General features: G+C 65.0%; 16 protein-coding genes. 8 read left to right on the forward strand and 8 right to left on the reverse strand.

Annotated features, from left to right (window positions below):
• Window position 1: 1 nt before the first annotated feature.
• On the reverse strand, window positions 2-904 hold the full coding sequence (locus ACODS2_RS15365) for a DMT family transporter (protein WP_488999628.1): 903 nt from the start codon (window positions 902-904) through the stop codon (window positions 2-4).
• Window positions 905-1,077: 173 nt separating this feature from the next.
• On the opposite strand from ACODS2_RS15365, the gene ACODS2_RS15370 reads away from it, so the two are divergent.
• The 5 genes from ACODS2_RS15370 (at window position 1,078) to ACODS2_RS15390 (ending at window position 7,097) form a co-directional block, all read left to right on the forward strand.
• Window positions 1,078-2,133 carry a glycosyltransferase family 2 protein gene (locus ACODS2_RS15370; RefSeq protein WP_488999629.1) on the forward strand — a complete coding sequence of 352 codons (1,056 nt, stop codon included), beginning with the start codon at window positions 1,078-1,080 and terminating at the stop codon, window positions 2,131-2,133.
• Complete coding sequence (locus ACODS2_RS15375; RefSeq protein ID WP_488999630.1) at window positions 2,126-2,836, forward strand: class I SAM-dependent methyltransferase; 711 nt, start codon at window positions 2,126-2,128, stop codon at window positions 2,834-2,836. Before ACODS2_RS15370 ends, ACODS2_RS15375 begins: the two co-directional genes overlap by 8 nt.
• A gap of 76 nt (window positions 2,837-2,912) precedes the next feature.
• Entirely contained in the window at window positions 2,913-4,469 is a 1,557-nt protein-coding gene (locus ACODS2_RS15380; protein WP_488999631.1) for a hypothetical protein, read from the forward strand.
• Between the two features lie 154 nt (window positions 4,470-4,623).
• Window positions 4,624-6,141: a TadA family conjugal transfer-associated ATPase gene (locus ACODS2_RS15385; RefSeq protein WP_421838347.1), complete on the forward strand. Its 1,518-nt coding sequence runs from the start codon at window positions 4,624-4,626 to the stop codon at window positions 6,139-6,141.
• A 53-nt stretch (window positions 6,142-6,194) separates the two neighbouring features.
• Window positions 6,195-7,097, forward strand: coding sequence for a DMT family transporter (locus ACODS2_RS15390; protein WP_488999632.1), 903 nt, complete (start codon window positions 6,195-6,197; stop codon window positions 7,095-7,097).
• On the opposite strand, the gene ACODS2_RS15395 is transcribed toward ACODS2_RS15390, so the two are convergent.
• Window positions 7,094-8,650, reverse strand: coding sequence for a long-chain-fatty-acid--CoA ligase (locus ACODS2_RS15395; protein ID WP_488999633.1), 1,557 nt, complete (start codon window positions 8,648-8,650; stop codon window positions 7,094-7,096). The two genes, ACODS2_RS15390 and ACODS2_RS15395, sit on opposite strands and share 4 nt — an antisense overlap.
• Before the next feature lie 128 nt (window positions 8,651-8,778).
• Here ACODS2_RS15395 and ACODS2_RS15400 point away from each other — a divergent pair, with 128 nt between their 5' ends.
• Window positions 8,779-8,913, forward strand: coding sequence for an entericidin A/B family lipoprotein (locus ACODS2_RS15400; RefSeq protein WP_298170202.1), 135 nt, complete (start codon window positions 8,779-8,781; stop codon window positions 8,911-8,913).
• On the opposite strand, the gene ACODS2_RS15405 is transcribed toward ACODS2_RS15400, so the two are convergent.
• Genes ACODS2_RS15405 through ACODS2_RS15430 form a run of 6 tightly spaced genes read right to left on the reverse strand, consistent with a single transcriptional unit; the run spans window position 8,910 to window position 13,445 of the window.
• Window positions 8,910-10,112: a deoxyguanosinetriphosphate triphosphohydrolase gene (locus ACODS2_RS15405; RefSeq protein WP_488999855.1), complete on the reverse strand. Its 1,203-nt coding sequence runs from the start codon at window positions 10,110-10,112 to the stop codon at window positions 8,910-8,912. The genes ACODS2_RS15400 and ACODS2_RS15405 overlap by 4 nt on opposite strands.
• A gap of 19 nt (window positions 10,113-10,131) precedes the next feature.
• Window positions 10,132-10,458, reverse strand: a complete 327-nt coding sequence (locus tag ACODS2_RS15410) for a hypothetical protein (RefSeq protein WP_421838350.1) — start codon at window positions 10,456-10,458, stop codon at window positions 10,132-10,134.
• Window positions 10,458-11,873 (reverse strand): NAD(P)(+) transhydrogenase (Re/Si-specific) subunit beta, encoded by a 1,416-nt coding sequence (locus ACODS2_RS15415; RefSeq protein ID WP_488999634.1) that lies wholly within the window; start codon window positions 11,871-11,873, stop codon window positions 10,458-10,460. The genes ACODS2_RS15410 and ACODS2_RS15415 overlap by 1 nt, the downstream gene beginning before the upstream one ends.
• Entirely contained in the window at window positions 11,873-12,157 is a 285-nt protein-coding gene (locus ACODS2_RS15420) for a proton-translocating transhydrogenase family protein (RefSeq protein WP_298170191.1), read from the reverse strand. The genes ACODS2_RS15415 and ACODS2_RS15420 overlap by 1 nt, the downstream gene beginning before the upstream one ends.
• Window positions 12,158-12,171: 14 nt before the next feature.
• The gene (locus ACODS2_RS15425; RefSeq protein ID WP_298170188.1) at window positions 12,172-13,302 is read right to left on the reverse strand and encodes an NAD(P) transhydrogenase subunit alpha; all 1,131 of its coding nucleotides are present in this window, start codon (window positions 13,300-13,302) and stop codon (window positions 12,172-12,174) included.
• Between the two features lie 8 nt (window positions 13,303-13,310).
• A complete protein-coding gene (locus ACODS2_RS15430) occupies window positions 13,311-13,445 on the reverse strand; it encodes an aa3-type cytochrome c oxidase subunit IV (protein WP_298170130.1) in 135 nt (44 codons plus the stop codon).
• A gap of 157 nt (window positions 13,446-13,602) precedes the next feature.
• Here ACODS2_RS15430 and ACODS2_RS15435 point away from each other — a divergent pair, with 157 nt between their 5' ends.
• Window positions 13,603-15,021 (forward strand): sigma-54-dependent transcriptional regulator, encoded by a 1,419-nt coding sequence (locus tag ACODS2_RS15435; protein WP_298170126.1) that lies wholly within the window; start codon window positions 13,603-13,605, stop codon window positions 15,019-15,021.
• A gap of 32 nt (window positions 15,022-15,053) precedes the next feature.
• The gene (locus ACODS2_RS15440; protein WP_488999635.1) at window positions 15,054-15,839 is read left to right on the forward strand and encodes an SDR family NAD(P)-dependent oxidoreductase; all 786 of its coding nucleotides are present in this window, start codon (window positions 15,054-15,056) and stop codon (window positions 15,837-15,839) included.
• Window positions 15,840-15,863: the final 24 nt, after the last annotated feature.

Consider the following 15,863-nt stretch of genomic DNA (forward strand, 5'->3'; position numbering starts at 1 on the left):
GCTATTCGGTGCCCTGCGGCTCGTCGGTCATGCGGCCTGCGCGCCAGAGAAAAAGGCCCGCGCCGATGATGATCGCGGCGCCCAGCAGCGCGGTCGCATCGGGGTGTTCGCGAAACAGCAGCCAGCCATAGAAGCCGGCCATGATCAGCTGGAAATAGGTCATCGGCGCGACCGTGGCGGCGCCCGCGCGCGAGGTTGCCATGTAGATCAGGGCATGCGCGCTGCTGCCGGTGACCGCGATGGCCGCGCTCTTGCCGATCACACTCCACGGCGGTGCGCCGACATGCAGCATGGCAATGCCGCTCAAATGGCCGATCAGCGTGAACACCAGCAGGAACAACGTTGCGAAAATCGCGACATTGACCTGCATGGCAAGCGCCGAGCCGCGCCCGAGCACCGCGCGGTTGCCGATGATCAGCAATGCCATGCCGCAGGCCGCAAACAGCGGCAGCACGGCCGCCGGGCCGATCGCGGCGAAATTGGGCCTGAGCACGATCAGCACCCCAGCAAAGGCGACAAGGCTGGCGATCCACGTCTCGCGCCGCATCGGCTCGCCGATGAGCGCTGCGGCGAGCAGCGCTGTCACCATCGGACTGGTGAACGAAATCGCAGTCGCCTCGGCAATCGGCATGATCTGCACGGCGGTGAAGAAGGTCGTGGCCGAAAACGCAACGCCAAACCCGCGCGCGGCATGCCAGCCCAGATGGTCCATGCGGAAGCCCGCCCAACCCTCTCGCCAGAGCAGGATCGTGCCAAGGCCGATGGTGCCGATGATGTAGCGCAGCGCTGCAATGGCCGGCCCCGGCCAGAGCCCGGCCATGGATTTGACCAGCGTATCGCCCGTGGAAAGCAACGCAAACCCGCCCAGAGCCAGCAGCAGTCCGTCTCTTGTCCGATTGCGCAATGGCCCCTCCGTCACCCAGCCTCATTGCTGGACTTGGCCCCGGCTGCAACCCTCGATACTGGTCTTGTTCCACAATCGGTGCCATGGGGTTGCATCACAGGCCCGTTAAGGCTTCTTTACGGCTTGTTTACCAAGCTTTGCGTATGGTTCGGCGCATCGCAGGAGACATTTTGATGGTGGATCAGCCCGGGCGGGATACCGCAGCCGCGCTGCACGGGTCGGCCCCTTCTTCCGCGCTGGCCCCCGCGCTGTCTGTCGTCGTGCCATGCTATAACGAAGCCGAAGGGCTTCAGGAACTGCACCGCCGGCTGGTGGCCGCGATCGAACCCATCTTCGCACAGGATTTCGAGATTGTTCTCGTCAACGATGGCTCACGCGATGCGACCTGGGCGGGCATGGTCGCGCTCTCGGATGCCGATCCGCGCGTGCTCTGCGTCAATCTGGCGCGCAATCACGGGCATCAGCTCGCGCTGACGGCTGGCCTCGCGCAGGCGGCCGGCGAGCTTGTCTTCGTTCTCGATGCCGATCTGCAAGACCCGCCCGAACTGATCGGCCCGATGCTCGAGCTGATCCGCGCCGGCAACGATGTAGTCTATGGCCAGCGCCGCAAACGTGACGGCGAGACCGCGTTCAAGCGCGCGACCGCCGCGGCGTTCTACCGCGTGCTCGACCGGCTCGTCGATGTCGATATCCCGCGCGATACCGGCGATTTCCGGCTGATGACGCGCCGGGTCCTCAATGTGCTGCAGGCCATGCCGGAGCGCTACCGGTTCGTGCGCGGCATGGTCAGCTGGGTCGGTTTCAAGCAGGTAGCCCTGCCCTATGACCGCGATGCGCGCTTTGCGGGCGAGACCAAGTATCCGCTGCACAAGATGATTTCCTTCGCGATCGACGCAATCACCAGCTTCTCGGTCGCACCCTTGCGCATCGCTTCGTGGATGGGTGTCTGCGCCGGAATCGGGGCGATGCTCATGCTGACTTACGTACTCGGCGCGTGGGTCATGGGCTATGCGATCAGCGGCTGGACCTCGACGCTGGCGGTCATCCTCGTGCTGGGGTCCACCCAGCTGATGATCCTCGGTATCATGGGCGAGTACCTCGGCCGCATGTACATGGAAGCCAAGCGCCGCCCGCTCTATGTCATCGACGAAGTGCATGGGGTGCGCGGCGTGCGCGGCAATGCCGTCCACCAGCTTCACGACACCATCAGGGAGCGAGTCCATGGGTGAAGCCATGCCGCTGCACGCAGATGCAGAATTCGACAGGGTTGCGCAGGATTACCGCGCCCAGCACGCCCAATCGACCGGCGTTTCCGAAGACGCGCTGGACTACTTCGCCAGCTACAAGATCGAGTATGTGCAGCAACTGTGGCGCGAACGGGGCCGCAGTCCGCGCACGATCATGGATTTTGGCGCCGGGATCGGCAACGCGCTCGCCCCGATGCACGAGGCCTTTCCGGAGGCCGAGATCATCGCCCTCGACGTCTCGCGCGCCAGCCTCGATCTCGTCGACGCGCAGGTGATCCCCAACGTGCGCACCCTCGCCTATGATGGGCTCAAGGTTCCGTTGCCCGATGCGAGCCTCGACTGCATTTTCATCGCCTGCGTGTTCCACCACATTCCGGCTGAACATCACGTCGCGCTGCTGGCCGAACTGCGCCGCGTGCTGCGGCCCGATGGGGTGCTCGTGCTGTTCGAGCACAACCCGCTCAACCCCCTCACCCGCCTTGCCGTTGCGCGCTGCGAGTTCGACCGCGATGCCGTGCTGATCGGCGCGCGCGAAATGCGGCGGCGGCTGGTGGCGGGCGGCTTCGTCCGCGCGGCGAGCAAGTTCTGCCTGTTCTTTCCACCAGCGCTCGGGTTGTTTCGCCCGCTGGAGCGCTTTCTCGGCTGGCTCCCGCTTGGCGCGCAGTACCACCTCGTCGGCAGCTGAGCGCAAGTTCCCATCATTTCTGCCCAGCGGGATTGCGTTAACCATACCTTGAGGGGTGCTGCGTATCCTGTCCGGGATGCTCAACCCACCCTTGCCCGCAATCGGTGCCGAGGCACCCGCTGAACTAACCCGCGCGCGCACCGTGCTGCTGGAAAGCAGGACCTTGGCGCTGGGCCTGGTCGGCTTCCTGCTGCTCGATCAGGTCCTGCTGCTGGCCTTGCTCGGGCTTTCCCCGCTTGTGGTCATTGGAGCTGCGGCCGGTTCGGCCGCACTGTGCGCCGCGCTCTGGCGGCTGCGCGGATGGGGCGAGGGGGCTGCGGTACAACCGCGCACCTTTGGCCTGCTGTTTGCGGGCGCGCTTGTCCTGTTCATCCTTGGCGGTGAAGGGAGCTTTGTCTACGCGAACACCGATTGGCAGGTTCGCTACGCCGTCCTCAACGATCTTGTCTCCCACCCATGGCCCTGGGTCTACGAGACCGCCGGGGGGCTGACGATGCTGCGCTGCCCGGTGGGCATCTATCTGGTTCCCGCGCTGGTCGGAAAGCTTGCCGGACCATGGGCGGCGCAGCTCGCGCTGCTGGTGCAGGATGCCGCGCTGCTGACCGGCCTCGTCGCGCTTGCCGCACCCATCTTCTCGGGCATCAGGCGCCCGTGGATCACCCTGCTGCTGGTACTGGGCTCCAGCGGCCTCGATGTCATCGGGCAGCGCCTTTATGGCGGCAGCGTGCTGGTCCATCTCGAGCAGTGGGACGAGATGCAGTATACGGCGGTGGTGACGCTGGCCTATTGGGTCCCGCAGCACGCGCTGGCCGGATGGATCGGGGCCGCGTTCTACCTCAGCTGGCGCGCTGGCAAGCTGCCGCTCGCTGCGCTGCTGTGCCTCGTTCCCGCACTCGCGCTGATGTCGCCGCTTGGCGGGCTGGGCATCGTGCCGTTCGTGATCGCGGCGTCCTTGTCCGAACTTGTGGCCCGGCGCATCGGCATCGCCGAGATCGCCTTGCCCGCGGTTTCGGTCGCGCTCGCCCTGCCCTCCCTGCTCTATCTGGCCAGCGGCCTTGGCGGGGTCTCGACCGGGACCTCGCATTATGCGGTGGAAGTCTACGTCCTGTTCTATCTGGTCGAGGTCGTGCCGTTCCTGTGCGTGGTGTGGCTCTCGCGCGGATCGTGGAATCTTGACCGGGTCACCGTGCTGCTGAGCGTCGCGATGCTGCTGGTGCTGCCGTTCGGCCGGGTCGGCGAGAAGATCGACTTCATGATGCGAGTCTCGATTCCCTCGCTCGTCTTCATCGCCATTGTCATGGCCGGCGTGCTTCGGTCGGCCCCCGCCGCGCAGGACAAGGACGGACAAGCCGCCCGCCGGATCGCGATCTGCCTGTTCCTGATCGGCCTTGCGGTGCCCATCGGCGAAACGGCGCGCGCCATCTTGCTGCCGCGCGCGCCGGAAGTGCGCTGCGGCTACTATGGCGTCGTGCCGAAAGGTTACGCCACCTATATCGCGCCTTATGACCGGATGATCGGCGCGATTCGCCCCGAACACCCCGCGATTGTGCCGATCCGGGAACCATCGAAGTGCTGGGATATCGCCTGGCCGGACGCCGCAAGGCCCGGTTTTCCGGAGTATGTGCCGCTATGATGGGCCTCCACCGCCCTCGGCTTTCGCAGCGTCTGTGCGAAATCGGGATCAGTTTAGGAAATCCTGAAGGTTTCGGCGGTATTCACCACGCATCGGAAGATCGTGCTGACCATTGTCGGCGCAAACCTACCGTTACGAGAACAGGGAAATCTGCATGAGCGCATTTGGCCGCAAGTCCGGAGTCAGTGGGGGCAGCACTGCCATGCGCCCCTCGTTCGGCGTGGCGCGTCCGATGAAATCGGGCGAAGGTTCGGCAGCACCTATTCCGGTGCCGATGGGGGGCGAGCAGTTCCCGCCGCTTCCCAACATGGACGCCGCCGATTCCGGGGCAAACAACAAGTCCGACGCGCTGACGCGGCTTGCTGACCGCGCCAACGGGGTCAACGAGCCGGGCTATCAGGCAGAGGGCTTCGAGGCGTCGGTCCACAAGATCAAGGAACAGGTGCTCCCGCGCCTGCTCGAGCGCGTCGATCCCGAAGCGGCGGCAACGCTGACCAAGGAAGAGCTTTCCGAGGAATTCCGCCCGATCATCATGGAAGTGCTGGCCGAGCTCAAGGTCACGCTCAACCGGCGCGAACAGTTCGCGCTGGAAAAGGTGCTGATCGACGAGCTCCTCGGCTTCGGCCCGCTCGAGGAACTGCTCAACGACCCTGAAATCTCCGATATCATGGTCAATGGTCCCGAACAGACCTACATCGAAAAGAAGGGTAAGCTGGTCATCGCGCCGATCCGGTTCCGCGATGAAAGCCACCTGTTCCAGATCGCCCAGCGCATCGTGAACCAGGTCGGCCGCCGCGTCGACCAGACCACGCCGCTCGCCGACGCCCGCCTCAAGGACGGCAGCCGCGTCAACGTGATCGTGCCGCCGCTCAGCTTGCGCGGTACCGCGATCTCTATTCGTAAGTTTTCCGAAAAGCCGATCACGCTCGACATGCTGCGCGACTTCGGTTCGATGTCGGACAAGATGTGCACCGCGCTCAAGATCGCGGGCGCGTGCCGCATGAACGTCGTCATCTCGGGCGGTACGGGTTCGGGTAAAACCACCATGCTCAATGCCCTTTCGAAGATGATCGATCCGGGCGAGCGCGTGCTGACCATCGAAGACGCGGCGGAACTTCGCCTGCAGCAGCCGCATTGGCTGCCGCTCGAAACCCGCCCGCCCAACCTTGAAGGCCAGGGCGCGATCACCATCGGCGATCTTGTGAAGAACGCCCTGCGTATGCGTCCTGACCGCATCATCCTGGGCGAAATTCGCGGCGCGGAGTGCTTCGATCTGCTCGCCGCGATGAACACCGGCCACGATGGTTCGATGTGTACGCTCCACGCCAACAGCCCGCGCGAATGCCTTGGCCGTATGGAAAACATGATCCTGATGGGCGACATCAAGATCCCCAAGGAAGCCATCAGCCGCCAGATCGCCGAATCGGTCGATCTCATCGTGCAGGTCAAGCGTCTGCGCGATGGTTCGCGCCGCACGACCAACATCACCGAGGTGATCGGGATGGAAGGCGATGTGATCGTGACGCAGGAGCTGTTCAAGTTCGAGTATCTCGACGAGAACGAGGACGGCAAGATCATCGGCGAGTTCCGCCCCTCGGGCCTGCGTCCCTATACGCTTGAAAAGGCCCGCCAGTTCGGGTTCGATCAGGCCTACCTCGAGGCCTGCCTCTAACTTGGCATCGTAAACGCTTGATCCGCGTAGCCCCTGCCTTATGGGCGGGGGCCATGCCGCCCACGCAACGCCCGATCTATGCGCTCGCCCTGCGCCTTATGGCCATGGCGGCAATTTCGGTGATGCTGCTGCTGGTCAAGCTGAGCGGCGAACATGGCATCTGGCTGCCGGAAACGCTGTTCTGGCGCCAATTCTTCCCCGGTATTGTGCTGCTGGGCTGGCTCGCGGTGCGGGGACAGGTCGGCCGTTTGGCCACGAAGCGCCCCTGGATTCACGCGCGGCGCGCGCTGATCGGCGGGCTTGGCATGTTCCTCACGCTTGGCGTGGTGCAGATCCTGCCGCTGGCGGAAGCAACTGTACTGGGCTTTACCGCACCGATCTTCGCAGTCTTGCTGGCAGTCGTGCTGCTGCGCGAAAAGGTGGGCATCTGGCGCTGGACTGCCGTGCTCCTCGGGCTCGCCGGTGTTGTGATCATCGCCGGCCCCGACCGCGCGCACCTGCCGTTGCTGGGCCTTGCAACGGGGATCGGCGCGGCCTTCATGGTGGCACTCATCTCGATCCAACTGCGCGATCTTGGCCGCACCGAAGAGCCGGTCAGCGTGGTGTTCTGGTTTTCCGCCTTCTGCACCCCGCCGTTCGCGCTGTTCATGCTACGCACTGGCTTGCCGCATCACGACCTTGCGGGCTGGGCCATGCTTGCCGGTATCGGCGCGACGGGGCTCATGGCACAGCTGCTGATGACGGCGGCGCTGCGCTATGGCAGCGTCTCCAGCGTCATCGTCATGGACTATTCGCAGTTTGGCTGGGCGACGCTGTGGGGCTGGCTGTTTTTCGCGCACCTGCCCCCGGCGCAGACCTGGATCGGCGCCCCCGCGATCATCGCGGCGGGGCTGATCATCGCCTGGCGCGAACAGGTGCGCGGCAGCCGCGCCGGGGAGCGCTCCCCGGCAGCTTAGTTGACTTGGCGCTCCATGCCTTCCCAGTAGGGTTCGCGCAGATTGCGCCGCAGGATTTTGCCCGAAGGATTGCGGGGGAGCGCGGGGATCACGTCGACCGACTTGGGCACCTTGAACCCGGCTATGCGCTCGCGCGCCCAGGCGATCACGCTCGCCTCATCGACCTCGCAGCCCTCGCGCGGAACGACGCAGGCCTTCACCGCCTCGCCCCAGCGCGCATCGGGCACGCCGATCACCGCGACTTCGGCAACTTGCGGGTGGCCGTAGATCGCGCTTTCGACCTCGGCCGGGTAGACGTTCTCGCCGCCCGAGATGATCATGTCCTTGATGCGGTCCTGAATGAAGACATAGCCGTCCTCGTCCATGTAGGCGGCATCGCCGGTGCAGACCCAGCCATCCGGCGTCAGCGTCTTCGCAGTCGCTTCGGGCAGCTGCCAGTAGTGCAGCATGTTGGCACTCGAGCGCGTCTGGATCTCGCCCACGGTGTGGCGGGGAACTTCCTTGCCCTCGCCATCGACGATGCGGATCTCGACGCCGGGCGAGGCTTTGCCCGCCGAGCGCATGCGGGCATTTCCGGAAAGTTCGTGGTCCGAGGGTGGCAGGATTGCGATCGTGCCCGTCGTCTCGGTCATGCCGTAGCACTGCATGAAGGCGGCGTTGGGGATCGTCGTAACCGCCTGGCGCAGCAGTTCGAGGGGAATCGGGGCGGCTCCGTACATGACGTACTTGAGGCGCGTGAAATCGGTCTCGGTCGCCTTGGGATGCTGGATCAGCATCTGCAGCGCGGCGGGCACGATGAAGAAGCGGGTTATCCCCTGCCCGATCGCATCAAGCGCGCCTTCGGCGGTGAATTCAGCCTGCACGATGGCGCGCACGCCGCCGCAGAAAGCCATCGTGCCAAGCCCGGTGCCGCCGATATGCGCGCAGGGCATGCAGACAAGGATCGCCTCGTCATCCTCCCATTCGGCCCAGGGCAGCCCGGCATCGAGCGCCGGTGCGCGCAGGCCCATGAAATTGCGCTGGCACAGCACCGCGCCCTTGGGCTTGCCAGTGGTGCCGGAGGTATAGAGCTGCAGGAAGGCAGCCTCGGGCTCTGCCGCCACGATCGGATCGGCAGGCGCTGCAGGGATCGCAGCGCGGGCTTCGCCTTCTTCGATAACGCCTGGTTTCTGCGGTGCAACGGCGGCGAGTTCATGTGCCACCGCTTCGAACCCCTCGCCTGCAAACACCAGCTTCGCGCGCGTGTCCTCAAGGATATAGGCCATCTCGGCAGGTGCGAGCCGCCAGCCAATCGGCACCATGACCACGCCGATCCGCCCACAGGTCAGCAGCATCTGGAAATAGAGATCGCAGTTCTTGCCGATCCACGCGATCCGGTCCCCCTTCGCCACGCCGTGTTCGCGCAGGAACGCTGCATACCGGCGTGAGAACAGTTCGAGCTGCGCAAAGGTCGTTTTGCGGCCATCCTGCTCGTGCGAGACCGCGTCCGGCCTCTGCTCGCTCCAATATCGGAAGAACGCGTCGAAAGTCTCGAAGCCTGCTGTCTCGCGCATATACCGGTCCTCACCCTCATGCCGCGTCGGAACCTTGCAGGTTTCCGCACGTTATCCTGCCTCATGCAGGGCACATGCAGCCCTGCTTGGGCGCGCGGCTTAATCAGCCGATTAAGGGGATAACGAACATGGTACGCAAGGTGATTTTTTCCGTGGCACTTGCCAGCCTGCTACTGGGCACGGCCGCCTGCAACACCGTCAAAGGCGCGGGACGAGATATCGAATCGGTGGGTAAGGCCGGTTCCGATGCAATCCACAACTAGACGTTGCTGAGGCCTTCGGGTCGCTCTCCAAAGAGCCTCGCGTAGCAATCCATGGCGTACTTGTCGGTCATCCCGGCCATGAAGTCTGCGATATGGCGGCTGCGCGCAGGCTCAATCTCCGGCAGGCTCGCACGCCAGCTATCGGGGAGGTTTTCCGGCGCGGCGCGATAGGTCGCAAAGAGGCGCGCGATGACCGCCCGCGCGCGGTCGGCCGTGCCGACCTGCTCGGGATGCAAATAGAGCGACTTGTACATGAAGGCCTTCAAGGTGCGCTCTTCCACCGCCATCGCTGGTGAGAAGCCTGCAAGCGTGCGGCCTGCGGCGCGCACTTCGTCGCAAGTCTGCGCGCCGCTGTCCTTAAGGCGGCGCTGCGTTTCGCCGATGACGTCATTGACCATGCGCCCGATCTGCCCGCGCACCAATTCGCGCAGCAGTCGGTCGCGCGGGGCGCCGGGGAATCGGGCCTCGATATCGCGCCACTGGGCTTCGAGCGACGGCAACATCAGCAGCGTATCGAGTGTAAGGAACCCTGCGCGCAGGCCATCGTCGATATCGTGGTTGTCATAGGCGATATCGTCGGAAATCGCCGCGACTTGCGCTTCGAGCGAGGCGTGTTGCGCCAGATCGAGCGGGAAGGCGGCGTCTAGTTCGGCGAGCGCCCATGTCGGCTGGTAGACCGGGCCATTGTGCTTCGCGAGGCCTTCGAGCAGTTCCCAGGTGAGATTGAGGCCATCGTGGCGGGGATAGGGGCTTTCGAGCCGCATCAGCACGCGCAGCGTGTTCGCGTTGTGATCGAAGCCGCCGTGCTCGGCCATGGCTTCTTCCAGCGCATCCTCGCCTGCATGGCCGAACGGCGGATGGCCGATATCGTGCGCAAGGCAGAGCGCTTCGGTGAGATCCTCGTCCAGCCCCAGCGCGCGGGCAATCACGCGGCCGATCTGCGCGACTTCGAGGCTATGAGTGAGGCGCACGCGGTAGTGATCGCCATCGGGCGCGATGAACACTTGCGTCTTGTGGCGCAGGCGGCGGAACGCGATCGAGTGAATGATGCGGTCCCGGTCGCGCTGGAACACGCTGCGGGGGCCGCGCACAGTCTCTCCGGCCAACGTGAATTCGCGGCCGCGCGAGCGTTCGGGATCACAGGCCCAGGGTGCGCGCTCCGTCACGACGTGACCTGCATGTTTGAGATGGACCTCCAGGCTGAGCGGATGTCGCGCCCTAGCCCGGCTTCCTTTCGGGCGCCAGACCACTGGCGCACAGCAGCGCGGAACTGACGGTGACTTCGACCAGCTGCCGGTCGCCCACGCGGCGGACGGTTATCACGTAGTCCGCGATCGAGCGCTTGGGGCTTTGCAGCGCCTGCAGCTTGCGCAACTGACCGAGCGTGAGGCGGTCTGTCATCCGCTCCGCCATGCAGGCGGCGTTGGGCTGCGAGAGGCCAGCGTCCATCAAGGCCGAGCGCACGCGCCCTTCGGCCAGCTTGGCCGGGGTGCAGCCTGCCAGCGCAATTGCCAGCACGGCTGCGATCCCCGACCAGCACCGCATCAGTGTGCAAGCGCCTTGTTGATGTCTTCGACCATCTTCTTGGCATCGGCGAGGAGCATCATGGTCTGGTCCATGTAGAACACGTCGTTGTCGACACCGGCATAGCCGACGCCGCCCATCGAGCGCTTGATGAACATGACCGTCTTGGCCTTGTCGACGTCGAACACGGGCATGCCGTAGATTGGCGAGGACTTGTCGGTCTTGGCCGCCGGGTTGACCACGTCGTTGGCGCCGATGATGAACGCGACGTCGGCCTGCGCGAACTCGCCGTTGATGTCCTCGAGTTCGAAGACTTCATCATACGGCACGTTCGCCTCGGCGAGCAGCACGTTCATATGGCCGGGCATGCGGCCGGCGACCGGGTGGATGGCGTACTTGACGTTGACGCCTTCCTTCTTGAGCAGATCGCCCATCTCGCGCAGCACGTGCTGGGCCTGCGCCACCGCCATGCCGTAGCCCGGGATGATGATGACGTTTTCGGCTTCCTTCATCAGGTAGGCCGCGTCTTCTGCCGCGCCGCGCTTCCACGGACGCTGCACCTTGGCCGCGCCGCCGCTGCTCGCTTCCGGTGCTGCGCCGAAGCCGCCCGCGATCACCGAGATGAAGCTGCGGTTCATCGCCTTGCACATGATGTACGAGAGGATCGCGCCCGACGAGCCCACCAGCGCGCCGGTGATGATCATCGCGGTGTTGTGGAGCGTGAAGCCCATCGCCGCCGCGGCCCAGCCCGAATAGGAGTTGAGCATCGAGACGACCACCGGCATGTCTGCGCCGCCGATCGGAATGATCAGCAGGAAGCCGATGGCGAAGCTGAGCGCGGTAATCACCGCGATCACCCACGGGCTCTGGTCCACAGTGAAATAGCCGACGAGGCCAATGATCCCGATCAGGGTGCCCAGATTGATGGCGTGACGACCGGGCAGCATGATCGGCGAGCCGCTCATGTTGCCGTTGAGCTTGAGGAACGCGATGACCGAGCCCGAGAAGGTGATCGCACCGATGGCGATGCCGAGGCCCATCTCGATGCGGCTCTGCACCTCGATCACCCCGTCCGGCCCGGCAATGCCGAACGCGATCGGGTTGAGGTAGGCAGCAAGGCCGACGAGCACGGCGGCCATGCCGACGAGGCTGTGGAACGCCGCCACGAGCTGCGGCATGTCGGTCATCTTGATCTTGCGCGCCGTGACGAAGCCAAGGCCGCCGCCGACCGCAATCGCGCCTGCGATTTCAGGCAGGCTGGCGAGGCCGTGCGTGGCCAACGTGGTGACCATCGCAATGGTCATGCCGATCATGCCATAGCGGTTGCCCGCGCGCGACGTGGCGGGGCTCGAAAGCCCGCGCAGCGCCATGATGAACAGGACGCCCGCAACCAGATAGGCGAGCATGGCCCAGGGAGGAGTGGTGATGTGCTCCATCACTTCTTCTCCTTCTTCTTGTACATCGCCAGCATGCGCTCGGTGACAGCAAAGCCGCCGAAGATGTTGACGCTAGCCAGCACCACGGCCAGCAGCCCCAGCCACTTGGAAACGACCGATCCCTCAGCCGCGCCGGCAACCAGCGCGCCGACGACGATGACCGAGGAGATGGCGTTGGTAACCGCCATCAGCGGCGTGTGGAGCGCGGGCGTGACCGACCACACCACGTAATAGCCCACGAAGCAGGCCATCACGAACACGCTCAGGATTGAAATGAAGTCCATGTTCTAAAGCCCCCTCACCCGAGCAGTCGTTCGTTGACGACCTTGCCGCCTTGTGTCAGCCGGATCGCATTGCCGATTTCCTCATCGAGCACGGGCTTGCCCTGCTCCTTGTCCCAGAAGGCGGACAGGAAATTGAACAGGTTCCGGCTGAACAGCGCCGAGGCGTCTGCGGCAAGATGCGTGGCGGTGTTGGAATAGCCGATGATCTTGACGCCGTGCTTTTCGACCACCTCGTCCGCGACCGATCCCTCGACATTGCCGCCCGACGCGACGGCGAGGTCGAAGATCACCGAGCCGGGCTTCATCGTTGCGATCTGGGCATCGGTGATCAGGCGCGGTGCCGGGCGGCCCGGAATCAGCGCGGTGGTGATCACGATGTCCTGCTTGGCAATGTGGCTGGAAACCAGTTCGGCCTGCGCCGCCTGGTATTCCGGGCTCATCTCGGTGGCATAGCCGCCTGCGCCCTCGCCCTCGATCCCCGCGACGTTCTCCACGAAGATCGGCTTGGCGCCGAGCGACTGGATCTGCTCCTTGGTGGCCGAGCGCACGTCCGTGGCGGAAACCTGCCCGCCAAGGCGGCGCGCGGTGGCGATTGCCTGAAGGCCGGCCACGCCGACGCCCATCACGAAGACCTTGGCCGCCGAAACGGTGCCTGCCGCGGTCATCATCATCGGGAACGCGCGGCCATAAAGGTCCGCCGCCACGATCACCGCCTTGTAACCGGCAAGGTTCGATTGCGAGGAGAGGATATCCATCGACTGCGCGCGTGTGATGCGCGGCATGAACTCCATCGCCAGCGCCTCGTACCCGGCAGCGGCATAGGCATCGACGCGCTCGCGCTTGGCGAAGGGTTCGAGCCCGGCGACGATCCACGCCCCGGGATTGGCCCCGGCGAGAAGATCGACTTCCGGCCCCTGCACGCCCAGCACGATATCCGCGCCGGCTGCCGCCCCGCTCGCCACGATCTCGGCGCCAGCGGCCTGATAGGCCTCATCGCTGATCGAGGCGGTCATGCCTGCACCCGTTTCCACGCGCACGGCAGCACCGAGACCGATGAATTTCTTCACCGTCTCGGGCGTCGCCGACACCCGGTTCTCACCGCTGGCCCGCTCGCGCAGGACCGCGATCGTTGTTGTCGCCCCCATGCGCGAGCTCAGGCGATCAGGTACATGACGAAGAGCACGATCACTGCGATCACCGGCGTGGCAATCTTGACCATGCCAACGAAGCCTTCGTAGGTGGCCGTCGCTGCCTTCATGTTGTTCCCGGCATTGTTCGTGGCGCCCATGACAAACCCTTCCTGATTGCGTTTTAAACGACCAATTGACCGCATCCTCTAGCGGCGGCGCAACCCCGGCTCAAGCGGAACCGGTGGGTTTGCACTTAATCTGGTCTTTACCCAATTGGGCTAGACCCCGGCACTATGCAAAAGGACCGGGAAAGCCATGGCAGAGCCCACTGATCGGCTGCTCATGCTGATTGACGACGAACCAGCGCAGTGCCGCCTCATCTCGGCACTGGCCGCGCGTGAAGGCTGGCGCACGATCATCGCTCGCGATTCCGAGACGGCGATTGCCACGCTCGGCACGCGGCAGGGCATGCAGCTCGATGCAATCATTCTGGATCAATGGGTTCCGGGTGACAGCGCGTGCGCCCTGATCGCCGAGCTCAAGGCGCGTCGGCCCGCGCTGCCCATCCTCATGATCACCACCAGCGCTTCGCCGCTGCTCGCGGTGGAGGCGATGCGTGCGGGTGCTTCGGACTATCTGATCAAGCCGGTTGCGCCCGACCGGCTGCTCCAGGCTCTGCGCACGGCGACCCGGCGCGAGGAATCGCCCGAAGAGCTGCAACCGCTCACCGAAAAGTTCACCGGCACGCTCGATTTCGATTCGATGATCGGTGCTGCCCCCAGCTTCCGCGCCGCGCTGGCCGTCGCGGCAAAGGCCGCGCGGACCCAGAACACCGTGCTGATCGAGGGCGAAAGCGGCACCGGCAAGGAAATGCTGGTGCGCGCGATGCATGCGGCCAGCCCGCGCGCCAAGGCACCCCTGCGCATCGTCAATGCCGGCGGGATTCCCGCCAACCAGATCGAATCGGTGCTGTTCGGCCACGAGAAAGGCGCCTTCCCCGGCGCGTTCGAGCGCCATGTCGGCACGCTGCAACATGCCGATGGCGGCACGCTGGTGATCGACGAGATCGATCGGCTCTGTCTTTCGGCGCAGGCCCGGCTCGCCCAGTTCCTCCAACGCGGCGATATCCAGCCCATCGGCGCGCGCCACAGCTTCCGGCTCGACGTACGGGTTATCGTGTGCAGCAACGCCGCGCTGGATGATCTGGTCGAAGCACAGTTGTTCGATCCGGCTCTGCTCGAAGCGTTGAGCACGGTTCACGTGCACCTTCCGGCCCTGCGTGAGCGTGCGGCGGACATTCCGGCGCTTGCCCGCCACTTCCTGACACGTATCGGCGAACAGCCTGGCCTGAGGCCGCTTGGCATTACCGATGGCGCGCTGGCGCTGCTTGCGGCCTACGACTGGCCGGGCAATGTCCGCCAGCTGCAAGCGACCCTGTTCCGCGCCGCCGTGTTCTGCGACGGCGAGGCCCTGACAGCTCAGGACTTCCCCAACCTGTCGAACATGATCGGCGAAACGCCGCGATCCGCGCCCGCCCAGAGCGAAGGCGCGGGGGTCACGCTCTATGCCGCGGACGGCAACTTGCGCCCGCTGGAAGAGATCGAGGCCGATGTGATCCGCCTCGCCATCGGCCACTATCGCGGGCGCATGACCGAAGTCGCCCGGCGGCTCGGGATCGGACGCTCGACGCTCTATCGCAAGCTTTCGGAGCTCGGGATCGACAACGTCGCTTGATGCGGATGCGTCCCGGAGGTTAGCTTGCCGTCATGGCAGGCGACTTCGACTTTTCGGGCAAGACGATCCTCATCACCGGCGCCGCGTCCGGCATCGGCGCGGCCTGCGCCCGCTGGCTTGATGCGCGCGGCGCGGCCGAACTGGTGCTGGTCGATCTCGACCGGCCCGGCCTCGAGGCTCTTGGCCTCTCCTGCAAGGTGCGGCCATACGGCGGGAATGTGAGCGATCCGGCGCTGTGGGCACTGATCTCCAGCGAGATCGTGCGGCTCGACCACGCCGTGATCAACGCCGGCGTGCCCGGCCCCGGCAAGCCCATCGTGGATCTCGACTTCACCGATTGGCGCGACACCATGTCGGTCAACCTCGATGGCGCGTTCCTCGCCTTGCGCTGTGCCATGCAGAGCATGATGCACGCCTCGCCGGACGAAGCCGCGTGTGCAGGCTCGATCGTGCTGACCAGCTCGGTATCGGGCATCAGCGGGAAAGCCCCCATCGATTACGGCGCGTCCAAGGCCGCGATGGCCCAGATGGCGCGGATTGCTGCCAACGAAGGCGCACCCCATGGCATCCGCGTCAACGCGATCGCGCCTGGCGGGGTGGACACGCCGATCTGGGACAAGATGGAGTTCATTCGCCAGGAAAGCGAGCGTCTCGGCAGCCGTGAAGCGGTGCTTGCTGCCCTGGCGCAGCAGACTTCGCCGCTCGGCAGGTTTGCGAGCGCGGAGGAAATTGCCGGCCAGATCGGCTTCCTCCTCTCCAATATGGCAGCCTCCACCACCGGCGCAGTGCTGGTAAGCGATGGAGGATTCTCGCTCTGAGGATCGATCCCTAATGGCCAGAGC

The sequence above is a fragment of the Novosphingobium sp. FG137 genome, from assembly GCF_057809735.1.

What these genes read in the sequence shown, in the direction of transcription:
- ACODS2_RS15370 (WP_488999629.1), top strand. Translation starts at nt 1,078, where the DNA reads ATGGTGGATCAGCCCGGGCGGGATACCGCAGCCGCGCTGCACGGGTCG.
- ACODS2_RS15375 (WP_488999630.1), top strand. Translation starts at nt 2,126, where the DNA reads ATGGGTGAAGCCATGCCGCTGCACGCAGATGCAGAATTCGACAGGGTT.
- ACODS2_RS15380 (WP_488999631.1), top strand. Translation starts at nt 2,913, where the DNA reads ATGCTCAACCCACCCTTGCCCGCAATCGGTGCCGAGGCACCCGCTGAA.
- ACODS2_RS15385 (WP_421838347.1), top strand. Translation starts at nt 4,624, where the DNA reads ATGAGCGCATTTGGCCGCAAGTCCGGAGTCAGTGGGGGCAGCACTGCC.
- ACODS2_RS15390 (WP_488999632.1), top strand. Translation starts at nt 6,195, where the DNA reads ATGCCGCCCACGCAACGCCCGATCTATGCGCTCGCCCTGCGCCTTATG.
- ACODS2_RS15395 (WP_488999633.1), bottom strand. Translation starts at nt 8,650, where the DNA reads ATGCGCGAGACAGCAGGCTTCGAGACTTTCGACGCGTTCTTCCGATAT.
- ACODS2_RS15400 (WP_298170202.1), top strand. Translation starts at nt 8,779, where the DNA reads ATGGTACGCAAGGTGATTTTTTCCGTGGCACTTGCCAGCCTGCTACTG.
- ACODS2_RS15410 (WP_421838350.1), bottom strand. Translation starts at nt 10,458, where the DNA reads ATGCGGTGCTGGTCGGGGATCGCAGCCGTGCTGGCAATTGCGCTGGCA.
- ACODS2_RS15415 (WP_488999634.1), bottom strand. Translation starts at nt 11,873, where the DNA reads ATGGAGCACATCACCACTCCTCCCTGGGCCATGCTCGCCTATCTGGTT.
- ACODS2_RS15420 (WP_298170191.1), bottom strand. Translation starts at nt 12,157, where the DNA reads ATGGACTTCATTTCAATCCTGAGCGTGTTCGTGATGGCCTGCTTCGTG.
- ACODS2_RS15425 (WP_298170188.1), bottom strand. Translation starts at nt 13,302, where the DNA reads ATGGGGGCGACAACAACGATCGCGGTCCTGCGCGAGCGGGCCAGCGGT.
- ACODS2_RS15430 (WP_298170130.1), bottom strand. Translation starts at nt 13,445, where the DNA reads ATGGGCGCCACGAACAATGCCGGGAACAACATGAAGGCAGCGACGGCC.
- ACODS2_RS15435 (WP_298170126.1), top strand. Translation starts at nt 13,603, where the DNA reads ATGGCAGAGCCCACTGATCGGCTGCTCATGCTGATTGACGACGAACCA.
- ACODS2_RS15440 (WP_488999635.1), top strand. Translation starts at nt 15,054, where the DNA reads ATGGCAGGCGACTTCGACTTTTCGGGCAAGACGATCCTCATCACCGGC.